A 16,695-nucleotide genomic window follows, 5' to 3' on the forward strand; every position below is an offset into this window, starting at 1 on the left:
TCGCTGAGCCGGCTTAGGCCCAGGCGTCGATCCCGGCCCATCCATAGGCACCGATGAGGCGGAGCGCGCGCCAACGGTTCTCGTCCATCCCGCCCAGAGCGATCACCGGTAGCTTGAGTCCACGAATCATCAGCCCGAATCGCACCGGGCCGAGCGACGGCGCGCCGGGGTGCGAGCGGGTGGGATAGACCGGCGACACGAACAGCAGCGCTGCGCCGGCCCGTTTTGCCGCGATCGCTTCAGTCCGCGAATGGACGGGCGCGGTCAGGACGTCGCGGTGACGACCATGGCGCTGGATGGCACCGCGACCCAGCGGTGGGCCGGCCACGACCAGCACCAGCCTCCTTCGGCACGCATATCGACGCACGCGTTCGAACAGCGCGCGTCGCGCCTGGGGCGCAGTGACGTAGTGGCGGAAGACGATGCCCGACCCCCGCGGCAATGCGTCGATCGCCGCCCATAGCGCCTCGCCAAGTCGCTCGTCGGTCATCAGCCAGCGGCGCGGCAAGCGGGCAGGGTGGGGGTGGCGGCGCGGCATCGTGCCACCTATAGCGCCGATCATGTCCGCCGAAACCGCCTCCTCCCGCCTCGCCGATATCCAGTCGCGGATTGCCCATGCGGCAAAGATCGCTGGCCGCCGCGTTGATGATGTGACGCTCATCGCCGTGTCCAAGACGCATGACGCTGACGCGATCCAGCCACTGATCGACGCCGGCCAGCGCGTGTTCGGCGAAAATCGGGTGCAGGAGGCGGCAGCGAAATGGCCCGCGCTCAAGGTCGCGCATCCCGATATCCGCCTGCACCTGGTTGGTCAGCTTCAGTCGAACAAGGCAGCGGATGCGGTGGCGCTGTTCGACGCGATCCACTCGGTCGACCGCCCGTCGCTGATCGCTGCATTGGCCAAGGCGATGGCGGAGAGCGGCAAGCGTCCCGATTGCTTCATTCAGGTCAATATCGGTGACGAGCCGCAAAAGGGTGGGGTCGCCGTTGCCGAGCTGCCCGCGCTGCTGGCTGAGGCGCAGGCGGCTGGCCTGCCGATCGCCGGGCTGATGGCGGTGCCGCCGGTGGGCGTCGACTCGGCCCCCTATTTCGCCTTGCTAGCCAAGCTGGCGCGTGAGGCCGCGCTGGAGGGCCTCAGCATCGGCATGTCGGACGATTTCGAGGTCGCGGTGACGATCGGCGCAACCCATGTCCGCGTCGGGACGGCCTTGTTCGGAGCACGCGCATGAGCCTGCCGGTCCGATTTGATGCACTGATCTTCGATTTCGACGGCGTGCTGCTCGAAAGCGAGTTTGAGGGCAATCGGCACATCGCCGAGTATCTGACCGCAATCGGCCATCCGACCAGTCCGGAAGACTCGATGGCGAACTTCATGGGCCTCGCCGGGCGCGAGTTCATCGAGGCAATCGAGTCGTGGATCGGGCGCACATTGCCCGCAGACTTCCACGACGCGCGCGAGGCCGAGAATCGCCGCGCGCTGGCAGAAGGCGTGGCCGAGGTGGCCGGGGCGATTGCGTTCGTCCGCGCGTTGCCCGACGATCTGCCGCGCGCCATTGCCTCGTCGAGCAACAGCCACTGGATCGGGACACATCTCGACCATCTCGGCATCCGCGACGCATTCGATGGCCGTATCTTCAGCGGGCGCGAGCATGTCGCGCGGGGCAAACCGGCGCCGGATATCTACCTTCACGCCGCCGCGCAGCTTGGCGTGTCCATCGAACGCTGTGCGATTCTCGAGGATTCACCGGTGGGGGCGACTGGAGCGGTAGCTTCCGGCGCGCATGTCATCGGCCTGTGTGCCGGCAATCATTGCGGCCCGGACCACGCCAGTCGCCTGCGCGCGCTGGGCGTCCACGACATCGCGCACGACTTTACCGAAGTCGCGCGGCTGCTGGCTTAGGCGGTCCCGCCGACGGTCAGTCCGTCGAGCAGCAGCGTTGGCTGGCCCACGCCGGCTGGCACCGACTGGCCGCCCTTGCCGCACATACCGATGCCCTCATCGAGCGCGAAATCATTGCCGATCCCGATCACCCGGGTCAGGCTGGTTGGCCCGTCGCCGATCAGGGTTGCGCCCTTGATCGGGGCACCGAGCTTGCCGTTTTCGATCTTGTAGGCCTCGGTGCAACTGAACACGAACTTGCCCGAGACAATGTCGACCTGACCGCCGCCGAAGCTCTTGGCGAAAATGCCCTTCTTCACCCGGCTCAGTAATTCGGCGGGATCGTCCTGGCCACCCTTCATGAAGGTGTTGGTCATGCGTGGCATCGGGGCGTGCTGGAAGCTCTCGCGGCGGCCATTGCCGGTCGGTTCGACCCCCATCAGCCGCGCGTTCATGCGATCCTGCATATAGCCGCGCAGGATGCCGTCCTCGATCAGCACGGTTTCGCGTGTTGGCGTGCCTTCGTCGTCGATCGACAGCGATCCGCGGCGGTCCATGATCGACCCGTCATCGACCACGGTGACGCCGGGCGCGGCAACGCGCTCGCCAATGCGGCCGGAAAAGGCGCTGGTGCCCTTGCGGTTGAAGTCGCCCTCAAGCCCATGGCCGATCGCTTCGTGCAGCAGGATACCGGGCCAGCCCGGGCCGAGCAGCACGGTCATCTCCCCCGCCGGAGCATCGACCGCGTCGAGATTGACCAAAGCCTGCGCCAGCGCCTCGTCGATCGCGCGGTTCCAGGTTTCGGGTTGCATCAGCCGATCGTAGAGCGCGCGGCCGCCGGTGCCGAAGCTGCCGGTCTCACGGCGCCCGTTGGATTCGACCACGATGCTGACGTTGAGGCGAACCAGCGGGCGGATATCGGTGGCGATGAAGCCGTCCGGACGGACGATCTCGACCACGCTCCACGATCCGAGCAGGCTGACCGACACCTGCACCACGCGCGAGTCGCGGGCGCGGGCGGCGGCGTCGATCGTCTGGCAGAGGTTCACCTTGTCGGCGAAGGGGACCAGGTCGAGCGGGTCGGCATCGGTGTAGAGGTGGCGGTTGGTGCGCGCCGGGGCCGCCGCCTTGGGTCCGGTCGCCGGATCGATCAGCGCCATCGTCTCACCCGCGCGGCGGATCGCGGCGTCGCTGATCTCGTTCGCATGGGCAAAGGCGGTGGTCTCGCCGCTCACCGCGCGCAGGCCGAAGCCCGAGTCGGTGTTGTACGACGCGGTCTTGAGCCGCCCGTCGTCGAAGCCGAACGCCTCCGACTTGCGGTATTGGAGGTAAAGCTCGCCATCCTCGGCGGTGGCGAGGATCGATGCGGTCAGGCGCTGCGCGGCGTCGGCGTCGAAGCCGTCGCGGTAGAGGAAGCCTCGGGGATCGCTGTACATCCCCTCAATATAGGCGGATCAGGTTCTTTGAAAATGCGCGTTGCGCATTTTGCCGCACCGGCCCGCTCCCCCACCCGGCCACCCATATCATGCTACCGCGGGGTGGCCGGGTGGGGGAGCGGGCCGGTGCCGCCTAGAAACTTAGAGACTCGCGCCAGCCGGGTGGTCGGGCAATTGCGACTGGTCGGCGCCATCGGCGGGGCCGCCGATCAGCACGAAGCGGCGGTCGCAATAGCCGCAATCGACATAGCCATGCTCGTCGATCTGCAGAAACACGCGCGGATGGCCGAGCGCGGCGGGGATACCGGCATGCGCGCCGTCACAGGCGACGCGGGCGGTGGTGACGCGGGTGATTTCGGGCGGCGCGATCATGGGATGCGGTTAGCAAAGCGCGCGGGGTCGGGCAATCACGCTGTGCAGTGATGTTCACATCGTCCCGGTAGCGCGCTCAAACTCGTCCGCACAGCGTTCGGCGAGCTTGGCTGCCCCTTCTACACCGCCGGCCTGCATCGACTCTGCGACTGCCTCCATCGCCGGACCGAGCATCGCCGCTCCGCTGCGCCCGACGATCTTGCCGAGGAAAAAGCTCATCGTCATGTCGAGTCCCTGCTTGTCGGACGCAGATGCGCTTTCGCCCAGCATCGTCATCGCGAACACGCATTTGGCGTCCGCCTGGTCGGCGGGTGTCGGGGTGGCCTGAACCATGGCAAGCGCGAGTGCGTGGGTGATGAGCATCGGTGTTCCTCCCCTGATGGCTGCGCAGCCTGTGCCGTGCGTCCGGTCTTGGCAACGTCTTTCGCTTGCCATTCGCCGCGCATCGTCCCACTTCCGCGGGATGAGCGACGCGGCGATCGAGATCGACGGCCTTTCCAAGGTCTATTCGGGGGGCAAACAGGCCCTCGACAACGTGACCTTCAGCGTCCCGCGCGGGCAGATTTTTGGGCTGTTGGGGCCGAATGGCGCGGGCAAGTCGACGCTGATCAATATCCTCGCCGGGCTGGTCAACAAGACCGGCGGCACGGCGCGGATCTGGGGGTTCGACATCGACTCGAGCCCGCGCAACGCCAAGCGCGCGATCGGGATCGTCAATCAGGAGATCATGTTCGACCCGTTCTTCACCCCGGTCGAGACGCTGGAGATCCAGGCCGGGCTGTATGGTGTGCCGAAAGCCAAGCGGCGGTCGATGGAACTGCTGCGCGCGGTGCATTTGGAGGACAAGGCGCGCGCCTATTCGCGCACCTTGTCGGGCGGCATGAAGCGGCGGCTGATGGTGGCGAAGGCGATGGTGCATTCGCCGCCGGTGCTGGTGCTCGACGAGCCGACTGCGGGCGTCGATATCGAACTGCGCCAGCAGCTCTGGGCCTATGTCCGCACGCTTAACGAGCAGGGCGTGACGGTGGTGCTGACAACGCACTATCTGGAGGAGGCCGAAGAGCTGTGCGATCGCATCGCGATCATCAACCACGGCAAGCTGATCGCCAACGAACCGACCCGCGAGCTGGTCGGCAAGACTCAGGAAAAGGCGGTCGAGGTGGTGGTCGATCGCGACATCGTCGACCTGCCCGCCAATGGCTGTTTCCAGAGGATCGAGGCCAAGGGCGAGCGGACGTTGGTCATCACCTATCGCAAGGACCGCGCGAATGCCGGCGAAGTGCTGGGCGCGGTGCAGGCGGCGGGGTTCGGGATCGTTGACGTCAGCACGCGCGAGGCAGACCTTGAAGACGTGTTCCTGAGCCTGACACGGGCGGCGAACGCGGCCTGACGCGCGGAAGTTTACACTAGCTTTACACTGTCGGCGTCGATTTGCGCGGGGCGGTTGGCCGCGCATGGCGGCGGTCGGGTGGGGGTGGGCGTCCGGGTTTCTCATCGGACCATCCAGATATGCCGGATGGGGGTCTGTAGGAAAGCGGATTCTGGCTTGTGCCGCGCAAAGCTGGACGCTCTACGTCCGTTTGCCCTGAGCTTAACGAAGGGCCCGGGTCGCGCGTTCGTGAGCGCAAGCACGGTGCTTCGACAAGCTCAGCACAAACGGAGGGTGAATCCGATTAGCGCGATGTTCTACCGCCGGTAGCGGGCGAAGAAGCGCCACATGGCGTCATTGTCGGCGGTCCAGACATGGCCGCCGCCGCGCAGGATGTGCGCGGCGACCTCGGCCTGCGCCCGGCAGCGCGTGTGGAGCCGCTCGTAGAGATTGGCGGCGAGGTCGCGGCGCAGCGGGCCGGCGGTGCAGCCGTTGAGTGCGGCCCAGCGCGCTTCGGCGGCCTCCATCGTGTACTGCCAATAGCCCGCGCCGCCGCCCTGTACCGGGTTGGTGCCATCGGCATCACCGGCAAAGGCGATCACCGGCATCGGGTGTTTGGGGGTGCAGGTAGCGGGGTCGGGGCGGGTCTTGTCGCTCGCCAGCGGGTTGCCCGCGCGCAGGCCCACCACCGGGGCGATCGCGGCGAAGCGGTCGGACGCGACACAGCCGAGCCATGACGTCATGCGCCCGCCGCCCGAGAGGCCGGTGGCATAGACGCGCTTGCGGTCGGCGCACCCGCTTGCCGCGAGCCAGTCGATTGCGGTCTTGAGGAACGCGACGTCATCGGCATCGCCCGGCCCGGGTACCTTGCCGGTGACGGTGGGGACGCCGGGGATGTTCCAGACAAAGCCGCGCTCGACCGGGATGCCGGCATCGGGCGCGGCGACGAGGAAGCCGTGGCGGTCGCTGCTTCCCTCCAGCTTCGATTGTGTGAGGATCGCGGCGCCATCGCCGCCGCTGCCGTGCAGGGCGAAGACGAGCGGGAGGCGGCCCGCGGTCGCGCTCGCCGGGACGTGGAGCAGCATTGTGCGCCCGGTATCGCCGACCGTCACCCGTGCCGTGGTGCCGGGGGCGACCGGGCAGGCCGGGGCTGCGAGAGCGGGCGCGGTCGCGGCGAACAGGGCGGCGGCGGCGAGGATCAGGCGCAAACTACATCTCCAACGACGGGCAATTCAGCCCATAACCAAGCTGGTCACCCCGGCCTTGTGCCGGGGTCCACGGTGCCAAGCATCCGGGGCTGGACCCTCTTGTCCCACGCTTGCCGCGCAGTGGACCCCGGCACAAGGCCGGGGTGACAATATGTGGTTGGGGTGCGGCGAAGTTTGGCGCGGTTTGAATTCGCCGCGCTTTGTCGCATAGCGGCTCACCCGCCATCGGTGCGCGAAGGAACGGAATTGGCTCACGACCCCCATCAGTGCGACGTGCTTGTCATCGGATCGGGCGCCGCCGGGCTGACCGCCGCGCTCAATCTGGCCGAACGGTTCAAGGTGACGGTGCTGGCCAAGGGCGGGCTGGACGAGGGATCGACCGCCTGGGCGCAGGGCGGGATTGCCGCCGTGCTGGAGCCGGGCGACACGTTCGAGGCGCATATCGAGGATACGATGATCGCCGGCGCCGGGCTGAACGACCGGGCGACCGTCGAGATGGTGGTCGAGAATGCGCCCGCCGCGATCCAGCGGCTGGTCGAGCTGGGCGTTCCGTTCAACATGGACGGCAATGCCCTGCATCTGACGCGCGAGGGCGGGCATAGCGCCCGTCGGATCGTTCATGTCGATGACGCCACCGGCTGGGCGGTTCAAGTCGCGCTGATCCGCGCGGCGCAGGCGCATCCCAACATCACCCTGGTTCCCGACATGGTCGCGATCGACCTGGCCACCAGCCGCCACGAGCTGCGCTATTCGGGCGCGGGCAAGGTGTGGGGCGTCTATGCCGTCAACCGCGCGACCGGGCGGGTCGAGCTGTTCACCGCCAATGCGACGGTGCTGGCGACCGGCGGCGCGGGGCGGACCTATTTGTTCTCCACCGCGCCCAAGGGGGCGACGGGGGACGGGATCGCGATGGCGTGGCGCGCGGGATGCCGCATCTCGAACATGGAAATGATGCAGTTCCACCCGACCTGCCTCTATCACCTTGACGTCAAGAATTTCCTGATCACCGAAGCGGTGCGCGGCGAAGGCGGGCGGTTGATCAACCCGCAGACCGGCAAGCGCTTCATGGCGGATTACGATCCCGAGCGGATGGAGCTGGCCCCGCGCGACGTGGTGGCGCGCGCGATCGATGCGGAGATCAAGCGCGATGGCCTCGACTATGTCCATCTCGACATCAGCCATATGCCCGCAGAGTTCGTGAAGGGGCATTTCCCGAACATCTACGACAAGCTGATTGGCCTGGGCATCGACATGACCACGGGACCGATCCCGGTGGTGCCGGCGCAGCATTATACCTGCGGCGGGATCGTCATCGATCTGGACGGGCGCACCGATTTGCCCGGACTCTATGCCGCGGGTGAGTGCAGTGAGAGCGGGTTGCATGGCGCGAACCGGCTGGCCAGCAACTCGCTGCTCGAATGTTTCGTGTTTGGCGAGGCCGCGGCGCGGCATATCGCGGCGAACTGGGACGACTTGCCAGCGCCGCCGCCGATCCGGCCATGGGACGAAAGCCGCGTTACCGATTCTGACGAAGAGGTGGTGATCAAGCAGAACTGGACCGAGATCCGCCGGTTCATGTGGAATTATGTCGGCATCGTGCGCACCACCAAAAGGCTGGAGCGCGCGGCGCACCGCATCAAGCTGCTGAACGAGGAAGTCGCCGACTATTACGGCCATTTCCGCGTGACGCCCGACCTGATCGAGCTGCGCAACCTGTTGCAATCGGCCGAGCTGATCGTGCGATCGGCGCTGCACCGGCGCGAAAGCCGGGGGCTGCATTACACGCTGGATTTCCCGGAAACGGACAAGAATGCGCAGGACACCGTATTGGTCCCGTGATTTTTTGGCTGAATCTTCACGCTTTGCCGTCATAATCCGCGCATTCGTCGCAGATGCCACCATAGGCTCTTGGCCAGGGTGTCGCGACGCCGCATGATCGCTTTGGGCAAGGGGCGGACCATCGTGTTGGGGATGCAGGAGTTTACAATTCTTCAGCGGGCAATGACATTGGCGGGGCTTGCGCCCGTATTGCTGATCGGCGCGGGCGTGCATCGCGACGATTTGCCCAAGGATCTGACGCCCGCCAGCTACCGCGTGAGCATGCCGATCCCGGAGGCACCCAAGCCGCTGCCCGTCTTTCCTGCCCCCGCCGCACTGACCGCGACGGTCGACGCGCTCGCGCGCGATTTCGGTGGGGTGGTCGGTATTTCGGTGCGCAGCCTTGAATGGGGCTGGCAGGTCGATGCCAATGGCGACCGCCGCATGCCGCAGCAGAGCGTAAGCAAATTATGGGTCGCGATGACCGTGCTCGACGCGCGCGACAAGGGCAAGCTGACGCTCGACGATCCGGTCGAGCTGACGCGCGAGCATCTGACACTGTTCCACCAGCCGATCGCGTCGCTGGTGGTGCGCGACGGTGTGTATCGCACCACGGTGCGCGAATTGCTGCTGCGCGCGATGCAACAGAGCGACAATACCGCCAATGACCGGTTGCTGACCCTGGTCGGCGGGCCGCAGGCGGTGCGCGCGTTCATCGCGGATCGCGGGCTCGGTGAGATTCGCTTCGGCCCGGGCGAGCGGTTGCTGCAGGCAGGCACGGCCGGCCTGCGCTGGGACCAGCGTTATTCGATGGCGGGCGAGTTCCAGCGGGCCCGCGCGGCATTGCCCCCGACCGTGCGGCGCGCGGCGTTCGACTCCTATGTTGCCGATCCGGTCGATGGCGCGGCGCCGTCGGCGATCGCGCTGGCGCTGGCGCGGCTCAAGGCCGGCGAGCTGCTGTCGGCATCCTCGACCAATTTCCTGACCAACGTGATGTCGGGCACGCGCACGGGCAAGGCGCGGTTGCGCGCTGCGGTGCCGGCGGGCTGGACGCTGGCGCACAAGACCGGGACCGGGCAGGATCTGGGCGGGCGCACGGCGGGCTTCAACGATATCGGCATTCTGACCGCGCCCGATGGCAAGGCCTATTCGGTTGCGGTGATGATCGGTGACACCCCGCGCCCGGTGCGCGAGCGCCAGCAGCTGATGCAGGCGGTGGTGGCGAGCGTGGTTGCGAACCACCGCTAACGCTGAGGGTTAGCACTCGCCCGAGCGGTTTCGCGCTGCTAAGCCGTCGCGATGCCCCATCTCTATCTCGTCGACGGCTCGAGCTTTATCTTCCGCGCCTATCATGTGCTGCCCAAGCTGACCAACAAACATGGTGAGCCAGCCGGGGCGGTCTATGGCTATGTGTCGATGTTGTGGAAGCTGGCGAGCGAGCTGCACAAGGCCGAGGGGCCGACGCATCTGGCGGTGATCCTCGACAAGAGCGAGCAGACGTTCCGCAACGAACTTTATGACCAGTATAAGGCGCATCGCCCACCCGCGCCCGAGGATCTGCGCCCGCAATTCCCGATGATCCGCGACGCGACCCGCGCCTTCAGCCTGCCGTGCATCGAGGAGCTGGGCTGGGAGGCGGACGACTTGATCGCGAGCTATTCCAAGGCGGCGCTGGCGCAGGGGTGGCAGGTGACGATCGTCAGTTCCGACAAGGATCTGATGCAGCTGCTGACCGAGCCGGGCATCGACATGCTCGACACGATGAAGGACCGGCGCATGGGGCCGGAGGCGGTGGTCGAGAAGTTCGGGGTGGGACCGGACAAATTGGGCGAAGTACTGGCGCTGATGGGCGACAGCGTCGACAATGTGCCGGGTGTGCCGGGGGTGGGGCCGAAGACCGCGGCGAAGCTGATCCTGGAGCATGGCGATGTCGAGGCGGTGCTGGCCGCCGCGCCCGACATGAAGAAGGGCAAGCTGCGCGATAATCTGATCGAGCATGCCGATATGGCGCGGTTGTCGCGCAAGCTGGTCGCGCTGGCCGAGGATGTGCCGCTGCCCGAACCGCTGGATTCCTTTGTGCTCGATGGAATCCCGGACGCGCCGCTGCGCGCGTTTCTGGAGCATCACGGGTTCAAGACGCTGCTCGCGCGGTTGGGCAGCGAGGCGAGTTCGGTCGCGGATGCGCCGGTCGAGACGCATGAGGTTCCCGGGCTGGAGCCCGATCCGCCGTGCGACCATGATGGCTATGAGACAGTAGTGGATGAGGCGGCGCTCGACCGCTGGATCACCGTCGCGCGGCATCAGGGCTGGGTCGCGGTCGATACCGAGACGACCGGCACCGATGCGACGCGGGCCGAGCTGGTCGGGGTCAGCCTGGCGCTGCACCCCAATCTTGCCTGCTACATTCCGATTGGACATGGCGGGACCGACATGTTCGCGGAGAAGCCGGTGCAGCTCGACCGGGCGACGGTGCTGGCGAAGCTCAAGCCGCTGCTGGAGGATCCGGCGGTGCTCAAGATCGGGCATAATCTGAAGTACGACCTGATCATCCTGTCGCGGCTGGGGATCCAGGTCGCGCCGTTCGACGATACGATCGTGATGAGCTTCGACCTCGATGCCGGGTTGCACGGGCATGGGATGGACGAGCTGGCGGCGACGCATCTCGCGCATAGCTGCATCGCGTACAAGGACGTGACGGGCAGCGGCAAGAAGCAGATCGGGTTCGCTGAAGTCGATCTGAAAGTCGCGACGCGCTATGCCGCCGAGGATGCCGATGTGACGCTGCGGCTGTGGCGGCGGTTGAAGCCCCGGCTGGCCTATGAGGGCGCGACGCGGGTGTACGAGATGGTGGACCGGCCGCTGGTGCGGGTGATCGCGGACATGGAGCTGGCAGGCATCAAGGTCGATGCCGGGGTGCTCGCGCGGCTGTCGGACGACTTTTCCAAGCAGATCGCCCGGCTGGAGGAGGAAATCCACGCGATTGCCGGGTTCAAGTTCACCATCGGCAGTCCCAAGCAGCTGGGCGACGTGCTGTTCGACAAGATGGGGATCAAGGGCGGGCGCAAGGGCAAGTCGGGCGTCTATTCGACCGACGTCAACGAGCTGGAGCGGATCGCGGCGGACAAGGATTCGCCGGGGCGCGAGATGGTGCTGAAGGTGCTCGATTGGCGCCAGCTGTCGAAGCTCAAATCCACCTATACCGACGCGTTGCAGGCGCAGATCAACCCGGCGACGGGCCGCGTGCATACCAGCTACTCGCTGACCGGCGCGCAGACCGGGCGGCTGTCATCGACCGACCCGAATTTGCAGAATATCCCGATCCGCACCGAAGTGGGGCGGCAGATCCGCGACGCGTTCGTCGCCGAGCCGGGCAATGTCATCCTGTCCGCCGACTATTCGCAGATCGAATTGCGGTTGGCGGCGCATATCGCCGATGTCCCCGCGCTGCGCGAGGCGTTCGAGCAGGGCGAGGATATTCACAACCGCACCGCGATGGAGCTGTTCGGCGAGGTCAATCGCGACACGCGCGGGCGGGCGAAGACGATCAACTTCGCGATCCTCTACGGCATCAGCCGCTGGGGGCTGGCCGGGCGGCTCGACGTCACGCCGGACGAGGCGCAGGGGATGATCGACCGCTATTTCCAGAGCTTCCCCGGGATCAGCCGCTACATCGCCGACACGCTGAACGAGGCGAAGGCGCGCGGCTACACCACCACGCTGTTCGGGCGGAAGACGCACTTCACCCGGATCAACGCGCCCAACCAGAATGAGCGCGCGGGGAGCGAGCGTGCGGCGATCAACGCGCCGATTCAGGGGACCAGCGCCGACATCATCAAGCGCGCAATGGCGCGGATGGGGCCGGCGCTGCTGGAGGCAGGGCTGCCCAATGTCCGCATGCTGCTGCAGGTGCATGACGAGCTGGTGTTCGAACTGCCCGAAGGCGATGTCGACGCGGCGTCGGCGGTGATCCGCCGGGTGATGGAGACCGCAGCCGAGCCGGCGATCACGCTGACCGTGCCGCTGGGCGTGGAAATCGGCACGGGTCCGAGTTGGGGCGCAGCGCATTGACCGCAGCGGGGGCCAGCCTTGCGCCGCTGATCGACCTGTACATCCCGCTGCTGCTGGGCGCGGGCGTGCTGATCCTGATGGTCGCATGGGTCCCGCTGCTGCTGGAAAAGGCGCCGCTGTCGCTGCCGATCCTGTGCGTCGGAGTCGGCGCGCTGGTGTTTTCGTTCGAGCGCTTCGCGCCGTTCGCGCTGCACCCGATCGAGAGCCCGTTTCTGGTGGAGAAGGCGGCTGAGCTGATCGTCATCGTTTCGCTGATGGGGGCGGGGTTGAAGATCGATCGGGCGCTGAACTGGGCCAATTGGCGGTTGTGCGTACGCCTGCTTGCGATCGCGATGCCGCTGACCATCCTGGCGCTGACCTTTGCCGGCCAGGCGCTGCTCGGCATCGGGGTGGCGACGGCGCTGCTGCTCGCCGCGTCGCTTGCCCCGACCGATCCGGTGCTCGCGTCGGACGTGCAGATCGAGGAGCCGGGATCGGCGAGCGACGATGAGGCACGGTTCGCGCTGACGTCAGAGGCCGGGCTGAACGACGCGCTGGCCTTTCCGTTCGTGCATCTTGCCATCGCTGTCGCGGCAGGTGGGTGGGCCGTCTCCAACCTGGCGTCCTGGGCGCTGGATGCGGTGGTCATTCGCCTTGCCGTTGGACTGGCGCTGGGCTGGGCCGGGGGCTGGGCGCTGGGCAAGATCATCTATCGCCTGCCCGCCGACACCAAGTTATCGCGCACCGGCGATGGCTTTGTCGCGCTCGGCGCGACGCTGACAATTTATGCGGTGACCGAGCTGGCGCATGGCTATGGCTTTCTGGCGGTGTTCGTTGCGGGGCTGATGCTGCGGCGCGCGGCCAAGGGCAGCGATTTCAATGCGCGGATGCATGATTTTGCCGACGAGACCGAACGGTTGCTGATGATGGCGCTGCTCGTCATGTTCGGCGGGATGCTGAGCGCAGGGGGATTGTTCGCGATGATCGGTTGGGCGGAGCTCGGCTTTGCGCTGGTCGCGATCTTCATCGTGCGGCCGCTGGCCGGCTGGATCGCGCTGGCCGGCTGCCGGCTTGCACCGTTCGAGCGGCCAGTGATCGCCTTTTTCGGCATTCGCGGGCTGGGGTCGGTCTTTTACTTCGCGTACGGGATCAACCATGGCCAGTTTGAGGAGCCGGTGCGCCTGTGGGGCGCGCTGGGTGTGGTGATCCTGATTTCGATTCTGCTGCACGGGACGACCGCGACCCCGGCAATGCGGCTGCTTGAGCGCGGTCGGGCGCGCGTCGCGTGAAGCCGAATGACGATATGAACGCGCTCGCCAAGGGCGGGCGGACCAATATCTTCGGCTTTTTCCTGCGCTTGCTCGCGCGGTTGCCGTTCCTGTTCATTGCCGGGCGGCTCTATGGCGCGGAGACGGTGGGGCGGTTCGCGCTGGCCGTGGTGGTGGTCGAGCTGGCGGCGTTGCTCGCGACGCTCGGCCTCAAGCGTGGGCTGGCGCAGGCGCTGGCGTCGACCGACCGGCCGCATGCGCATGTCGTGTGGGACGGGATGGTGGTGGCGTTCGTTGTCTCGATGCTGGCGAGCGCGGTGCTGTTTATCTACCCGGACCTGATGTTCCCCAATAGCGGGACGACGGGGCTCGACCGCTATCTGGCGGTGATCGTGTTCGCGATTGCGTGGTCCGATGTCAGCCTCGCTGCGCTGGCCTATCGCCATAATGTGAAGGCGACGGTGACCGCGCGTGCGATCGTCGAGCCGTGGACGATCAGCATTGCAGCCTGGGTGCTTTACTATGTGTCGGCGCGCGATGGCCTCATCATCGCCTATGTGCTGTCGATGGCGGCGGCTTTGGTGGCGAGCCTGGTCCCGTTCATCCGCAGCTATGGCCTGCCGCATGGCTGGTCGCCGCGCGTGACGCCGCTGCTGCAGCTGGCCCGGCGCAACATGCCGCTGGCCGGGGCGGATGCGCTGGAATGGGGGTCGCGCAATATCGACCGCTTCATCCTGGGCCTGCTGTTTCCGCCGGCGATCGTCGGCATTTATTATATGGCGCAGCAGGTTTCCTCGATCCCGCAAAAGCTCAAGACCAGTTTCGACCCGGTGCTGGGGCCGGTGATCGCGCGCAATCTGGCCGCGGGCAACCGCATCGCCATCGCCAATCAGGTCAAGCAGGTCGGTTTCTGGATCATCACGTTGCAGGCCGCGCTGCTGTTGATGGGCGGGATTCCGGCCGAAGGCGTGATGGGCGTGGTCGGGCCGCAATTCGTGGTCGGTGCCGGAGCGCTATGCTTCCTGCTCGCGGCGGAGGTGGCGGCGACGCCCGGTGCAGTGGCAGAAGCGGGGCTGGTCTATATGGCGCGGCACCGCAATCTGATGGTGTCGATGCTCTTGCTGGGGTTCCAGGCGGCGCTGAGCTTTGCGCTGGTGTTCCAGATGCGCGCGATGGGGCTCGACGTGCATGTTCAGGCGGTCGGCCCGGCAGTTGCGCTGGTGCTGACGCTGGCTTTGGGGTCGACGATCAAATGCTGGATGCTGGCGCGGATGACCGGTGCGGCCGTGTTCAGCCTGCGTCCCGGCTTTGTCGCGGCGATCGTGGTGGCGGGCGCGGTTGGCTGGGCATTCACGCGGCTGCCGCCCGAGCTCGAATGGCTGGAGCTGTCGGTCGGGGTCCCGGCGATCTTCATCGCCTATTTCGCGGTGATCGGGAAATGGGCGTTCGGACCGGAGGATCGCGCGCTGTTCAAGAAGATGCCGAAGAGCGAACCGACCCTGCCGGATGAGAAGGTGTGACGCGGCACCGGCGTGCTCCGCCAGCCGGGCACCCTAGGCCAGAGTATGCTATGGGTGGCCGGGTGGGGGAGCGGGCCGGTGCCGCATCCGCGTCAGCGGATCAGATCAATGCCGGAAGTGACGCATTCCGGTGAAGACCATCGCGAGCCCTGCTTCGTCGGCGGCCGCGATCACTTCGTCGTCGCGGATCGATCCGCCGGGCTGGATGACGGCGGTGGCGCCGGCCTCGACCGCCGCGAGCAGGCCGTCGGCGAAGGGGAAGAAGGCGTCGGACGCGACTGCGCTGCCGATCGTGCGCGCTTCGCTCCACCCGGCCTTGTCGGCGGCGTCCTTCGCCTTCCACGCGGCGATGCGCGCGGATTCGAGGCGGTTCATCTGGCCCGCGCCGATGCCGGCGGTGCTGCCACCTTTGGCATAGACGATCGCGTTCGACTTGACGTGCTTGGCGACGGTCCAGGCGAACAGGCAATCGGCGAGCTCTTGGCTCGTGGGCGCGCGCTGGGTGACGACCTTGAGCGCGTCCTGCATCACCTGGCCATTGTCGCGCGACTGGACGAGCGCGCCGCCGGCGATGGTCTTGAGCATCAGGCCGGGGCGGGCGGGGTTGGGCAGGGCGCCGCAGATCAGCAGGCGGAGATTCTTCTTGGCGGCGAAGATCGCCTTGGCCTCGTCGCTTGCGCCGGGCGCAACGACGACTTCGGTGAAGATGTCGGTGATCGCCTTTGCCGTCTCCGCGTCAAGCCGGCGGTTGAGCGCGATGATGCCGCCGAAGGCCGAGACCGAATCGCAGGCGAGCGCCGCCTTGTACGCGTCGACGAGTGTATCGGCGGTGGCGACGCCGCACGGGTTGGCGTGCTTGACGATGACCACGGTCGGCGGGCCGTCGCGGAATTCGCTGACCAGTTCGAGCGCGGCGTCGGCGTCGTTGTAATTATTGTAGCTCAGTTCCTTGCCCTGCAGCTGTTCGGCCTGGGCGATGCCCGGGGTGGCGGGGCCGGCGGGGAGGTAGAGCGCGGCGGACTGGTGCGGGTTTTCGCCATAGCGCAGTTCCTCGCCGCGCTTGAACACCAGGGGCAGCGTTTCGGGGAACCGCTCGCCCTGATCGGCGAAGGCGAACCAGCTGGCGATGGTCGAGTCGTACTGCGCGGTCAGGGCATAGGCCTTTGCGGCGAAGCGCTTGCGGTCTTCCAGCGTGGTTTCGCCGGCTGCGACCACGGCATAGTCGGCGGGATCGGTGACGATCGCGACGAAGGCGTGGTTCTTGGCCGCCGAGCGCACCATCGAGGGGCCGCCAATGTCGATATTCTCGATAATCTCGTCGCGGCTCGCGCCCTTGGCGACGGTCTGGGCGAAGGGGTAGAGGTTGACCACAACCAGATCGATCATGCCGATCGCATGGTCGGCGGCCGATGCCATATGGCCTTCATCGTCGCGCACCGCGAGCAGGCCGCCATGCACCACCGGGTGCAGCGTCTTGACGCGGCCGTCCATCATCTCGGGGAAACCGGTGAGTTCGGAGATGTCGCGCACCTCCAGCCCCGCATCGCGCAGCACCTTGGACGTGCCGCCGGTCGAGACGAGTTCGACTCCCTTGGCGGCGAGCGCCTGACCGAGTTCGACGATCCCGGTCTTGTCGGAAACCGAGAGGAGGGCGCGCTTGATGGTGATGCTGGTCATGGCCGGGCGCTTTACCTGTCGGAGCTTGCGCTGCAAGCCCCGAGTTGCGGCACCGGCCCGCTCCCCCACCCGGCCACCCACTTCAAGGTATCTTCGATGGG

Annotated in this window: 14 protein-coding genes; 8 read left to right on the top strand and 6 right to left on the bottom strand. The window is 66.8% G+C overall.

The features are described 5' to 3' along the window. Nucleotides 1-13: 13 nt before the first annotated feature. Nucleotides 14-562, bottom strand: a complete 549-nt coding sequence (locus KYX69_RS13770) for a thiamine phosphate synthase (protein ID WP_300498300.1) — start codon at nucleotides 560-562, stop codon at nucleotides 14-16. On the opposite strand from KYX69_RS13770, the gene KYX69_RS13775 reads away from it, so the two are divergent. Further along, nucleotides 561-1,229, top strand: coding sequence for a YggS family pyridoxal phosphate-dependent enzyme (locus KYX69_RS13775; RefSeq protein ID WP_300498301.1), 669 nt, complete (start codon nucleotides 561-563; stop codon nucleotides 1,227-1,229). The two genes, KYX69_RS13770 and KYX69_RS13775, sit on opposite strands and share 2 nt — an antisense overlap. Next, complete coding sequence (locus tag KYX69_RS13780) at nucleotides 1,226-1,900, top strand: HAD family phosphatase (protein WP_300498302.1); 675 nt, start codon at nucleotides 1,226-1,228, stop codon at nucleotides 1,898-1,900. The genes KYX69_RS13775 and KYX69_RS13780 overlap by 4 nt, the downstream gene beginning before the upstream one ends. Here the strand turns inward: KYX69_RS13780 and tldD are convergent. The 3 genes from tldD to KYX69_RS13795 form a co-directional block, all read right to left on the bottom strand. Further along, entirely contained in the window at nucleotides 1,897-3,315 is a 1,419-nt protein-coding gene (gene tldD, locus KYX69_RS13785) for a metalloprotease TldD (protein WP_300498304.1), read from the bottom strand. The genes KYX69_RS13780 and tldD overlap by 4 nt on opposite strands. Nucleotides 3,316-3,456: 141 nt before the next feature. Beyond that, a complete protein-coding gene (locus KYX69_RS13790) occupies nucleotides 3,457-3,687 on the bottom strand; it encodes a zinc-finger domain-containing protein (RefSeq protein ID WP_300498306.1) in 231 nt (76 codons plus the stop codon). A gap of 54 nt (nucleotides 3,688-3,741) precedes the next feature. Further along, nucleotides 3,742-4,050: a hypothetical protein gene (locus KYX69_RS13795; RefSeq protein ID WP_300498307.1), complete on the bottom strand. Its 309-nt coding sequence runs from the start codon at nucleotides 4,048-4,050 to the stop codon at nucleotides 3,742-3,744. A gap of 100 nt (nucleotides 4,051-4,150) precedes the next feature. Here KYX69_RS13795 and KYX69_RS13800 point away from each other — a divergent pair, with 100 nt between their 5' ends. Then, the gene (locus tag KYX69_RS13800) at nucleotides 4,151-5,077 is read left to right on the top strand and encodes an ABC transporter ATP-binding protein (RefSeq protein WP_300498309.1); all 927 of its coding nucleotides are present in this window, start codon (nucleotides 4,151-4,153) and stop codon (nucleotides 5,075-5,077) included. A 296-nt stretch (nucleotides 5,078-5,373) separates the two neighbouring features. On the opposite strand, the gene KYX69_RS13805 is transcribed toward KYX69_RS13800, so the two are convergent. Then, nucleotides 5,374-6,264 carry a PHB depolymerase family esterase gene (locus KYX69_RS13805; RefSeq protein WP_300498310.1) on the bottom strand — a complete coding sequence of 297 codons (891 nt, stop codon included), beginning with the start codon at nucleotides 6,262-6,264 and terminating at the stop codon, nucleotides 5,374-5,376. A 246-nt stretch (nucleotides 6,265-6,510) separates the two neighbouring features. Between KYX69_RS13805 and nadB the strand changes: the two genes are divergently transcribed. The 5 genes from nadB to KYX69_RS13830 all read left to right on the top strand — a co-directional run bounded on the left by nadB (nucleotide 6,511) and on the right by KYX69_RS13830 (nucleotide 14,917). Continuing rightward, nucleotides 6,511-8,103 carry an L-aspartate oxidase gene (gene nadB / locus KYX69_RS13810; protein WP_300498312.1) on the top strand — a complete coding sequence of 531 codons (1,593 nt, stop codon included), beginning with the start codon at nucleotides 6,511-6,513 and terminating at the stop codon, nucleotides 8,101-8,103. Nucleotides 8,104-8,196: 93 nt separating this feature from the next. Continuing rightward, complete coding sequence (bla, locus tag KYX69_RS13815) at nucleotides 8,197-9,330, top strand: class A beta-lactamase (RefSeq protein ID WP_300498315.1); 1,134 nt, start codon at nucleotides 8,197-8,199, stop codon at nucleotides 9,328-9,330. A gap of 51 nt (nucleotides 9,331-9,381) precedes the next feature. Next, entirely contained in the window at nucleotides 9,382-12,150 is a 2,769-nt protein-coding gene (polA, locus tag KYX69_RS13820) for a DNA polymerase I (protein WP_300498316.1), read from the top strand. Beyond that, complete coding sequence (locus tag KYX69_RS13825) at nucleotides 12,147-13,418, top strand: cation:proton antiporter (protein ID WP_300498318.1); 1,272 nt, start codon at nucleotides 12,147-12,149, stop codon at nucleotides 13,416-13,418. Before polA ends, KYX69_RS13825 begins: the two co-directional genes overlap by 4 nt. A gap of 14 nt (nucleotides 13,419-13,432) precedes the next feature. Next, on the top strand, nucleotides 13,433-14,917 hold the full coding sequence (locus tag KYX69_RS13830; protein WP_300498418.1) for a lipopolysaccharide biosynthesis protein: 1,485 nt from the start codon (nucleotides 13,433-13,435) through the stop codon (nucleotides 14,915-14,917). Nucleotides 14,918-15,022: 105 nt separating this feature from the next. On the opposite strand, the gene purH is transcribed toward KYX69_RS13830, so the two are convergent. Beyond that, the gene (gene purH, locus KYX69_RS13835) at nucleotides 15,023-16,594 is read right to left on the bottom strand and encodes a bifunctional phosphoribosylaminoimidazolecarboxamide formyltransferase/IMP cyclohydrolase (protein WP_300498320.1); all 1,572 of its coding nucleotides are present in this window, start codon (nucleotides 16,592-16,594) and stop codon (nucleotides 15,023-15,025) included. Between the last annotated feature and the right edge of the window lie 101 nt (nucleotides 16,595-16,695).

The organism is Sphingomonas sp., from assembly GCF_030145815.1.
Classification (GTDB): domain Bacteria; phylum Pseudomonadota; class Alphaproteobacteria; order Sphingomonadales; family Sphingomonadaceae; genus Sphingomonas.

Bases quoted from the DNA above. Each gene is read 5' to 3' on its own strand.
- KYX69_RS13800 (WP_300498309.1), top strand. From the start codon at position 4,151: ATGAGCGACGCGGCGATCGAGATCGACGGCCTTTCCAAGGTCTATTCG.
- polA (WP_300498316.1), top strand. From the start codon at position 9,382: ATGCCCCATCTCTATCTCGTCGACGGCTCGAGCTTTATCTTCCGCGCC.
- KYX69_RS13775 (WP_300498301.1), top strand. From the start codon at position 561: ATGTCCGCCGAAACCGCCTCCTCCCGCCTCGCCGATATCCAGTCGCGG.
- tldD (WP_300498304.1), bottom strand. From the start codon at position 3,315: ATGTACAGCGATCCCCGAGGCTTCCTCTACCGCGACGGCTTCGACGCC.
- KYX69_RS13830 (WP_300498418.1), top strand. From the start codon at position 13,433: ATGAACGCGCTCGCCAAGGGCGGGCGGACCAATATCTTCGGCTTTTTC.
- KYX69_RS13780 (WP_300498302.1), top strand. From the start codon at position 1,226: ATGAGCCTGCCGGTCCGATTTGATGCACTGATCTTCGATTTCGACGGC.
- KYX69_RS13795 (WP_300498307.1), bottom strand. From the start codon at position 4,050: ATGCTCATCACCCACGCACTCGCGCTTGCCATGGTTCAGGCCACCCCG.
- purH (WP_300498320.1), bottom strand. From the start codon at position 16,594: ATGACCAGCATCACCATCAAGCGCGCCCTCCTCTCGGTTTCCGACAAG.
- KYX69_RS13790 (WP_300498306.1), bottom strand. From the start codon at position 3,687: ATGATCGCGCCGCCCGAAATCACCCGCGTCACCACCGCCCGCGTCGCC.
- bla (WP_300498315.1), top strand. From the start codon at position 8,197: ATGATCGCTTTGGGCAAGGGGCGGACCATCGTGTTGGGGATGCAGGAG.
- KYX69_RS13770 (WP_300498300.1), bottom strand. From the start codon at position 562: ATGATCGGCGCTATAGGTGGCACGATGCCGCGCCGCCACCCCCACCCT.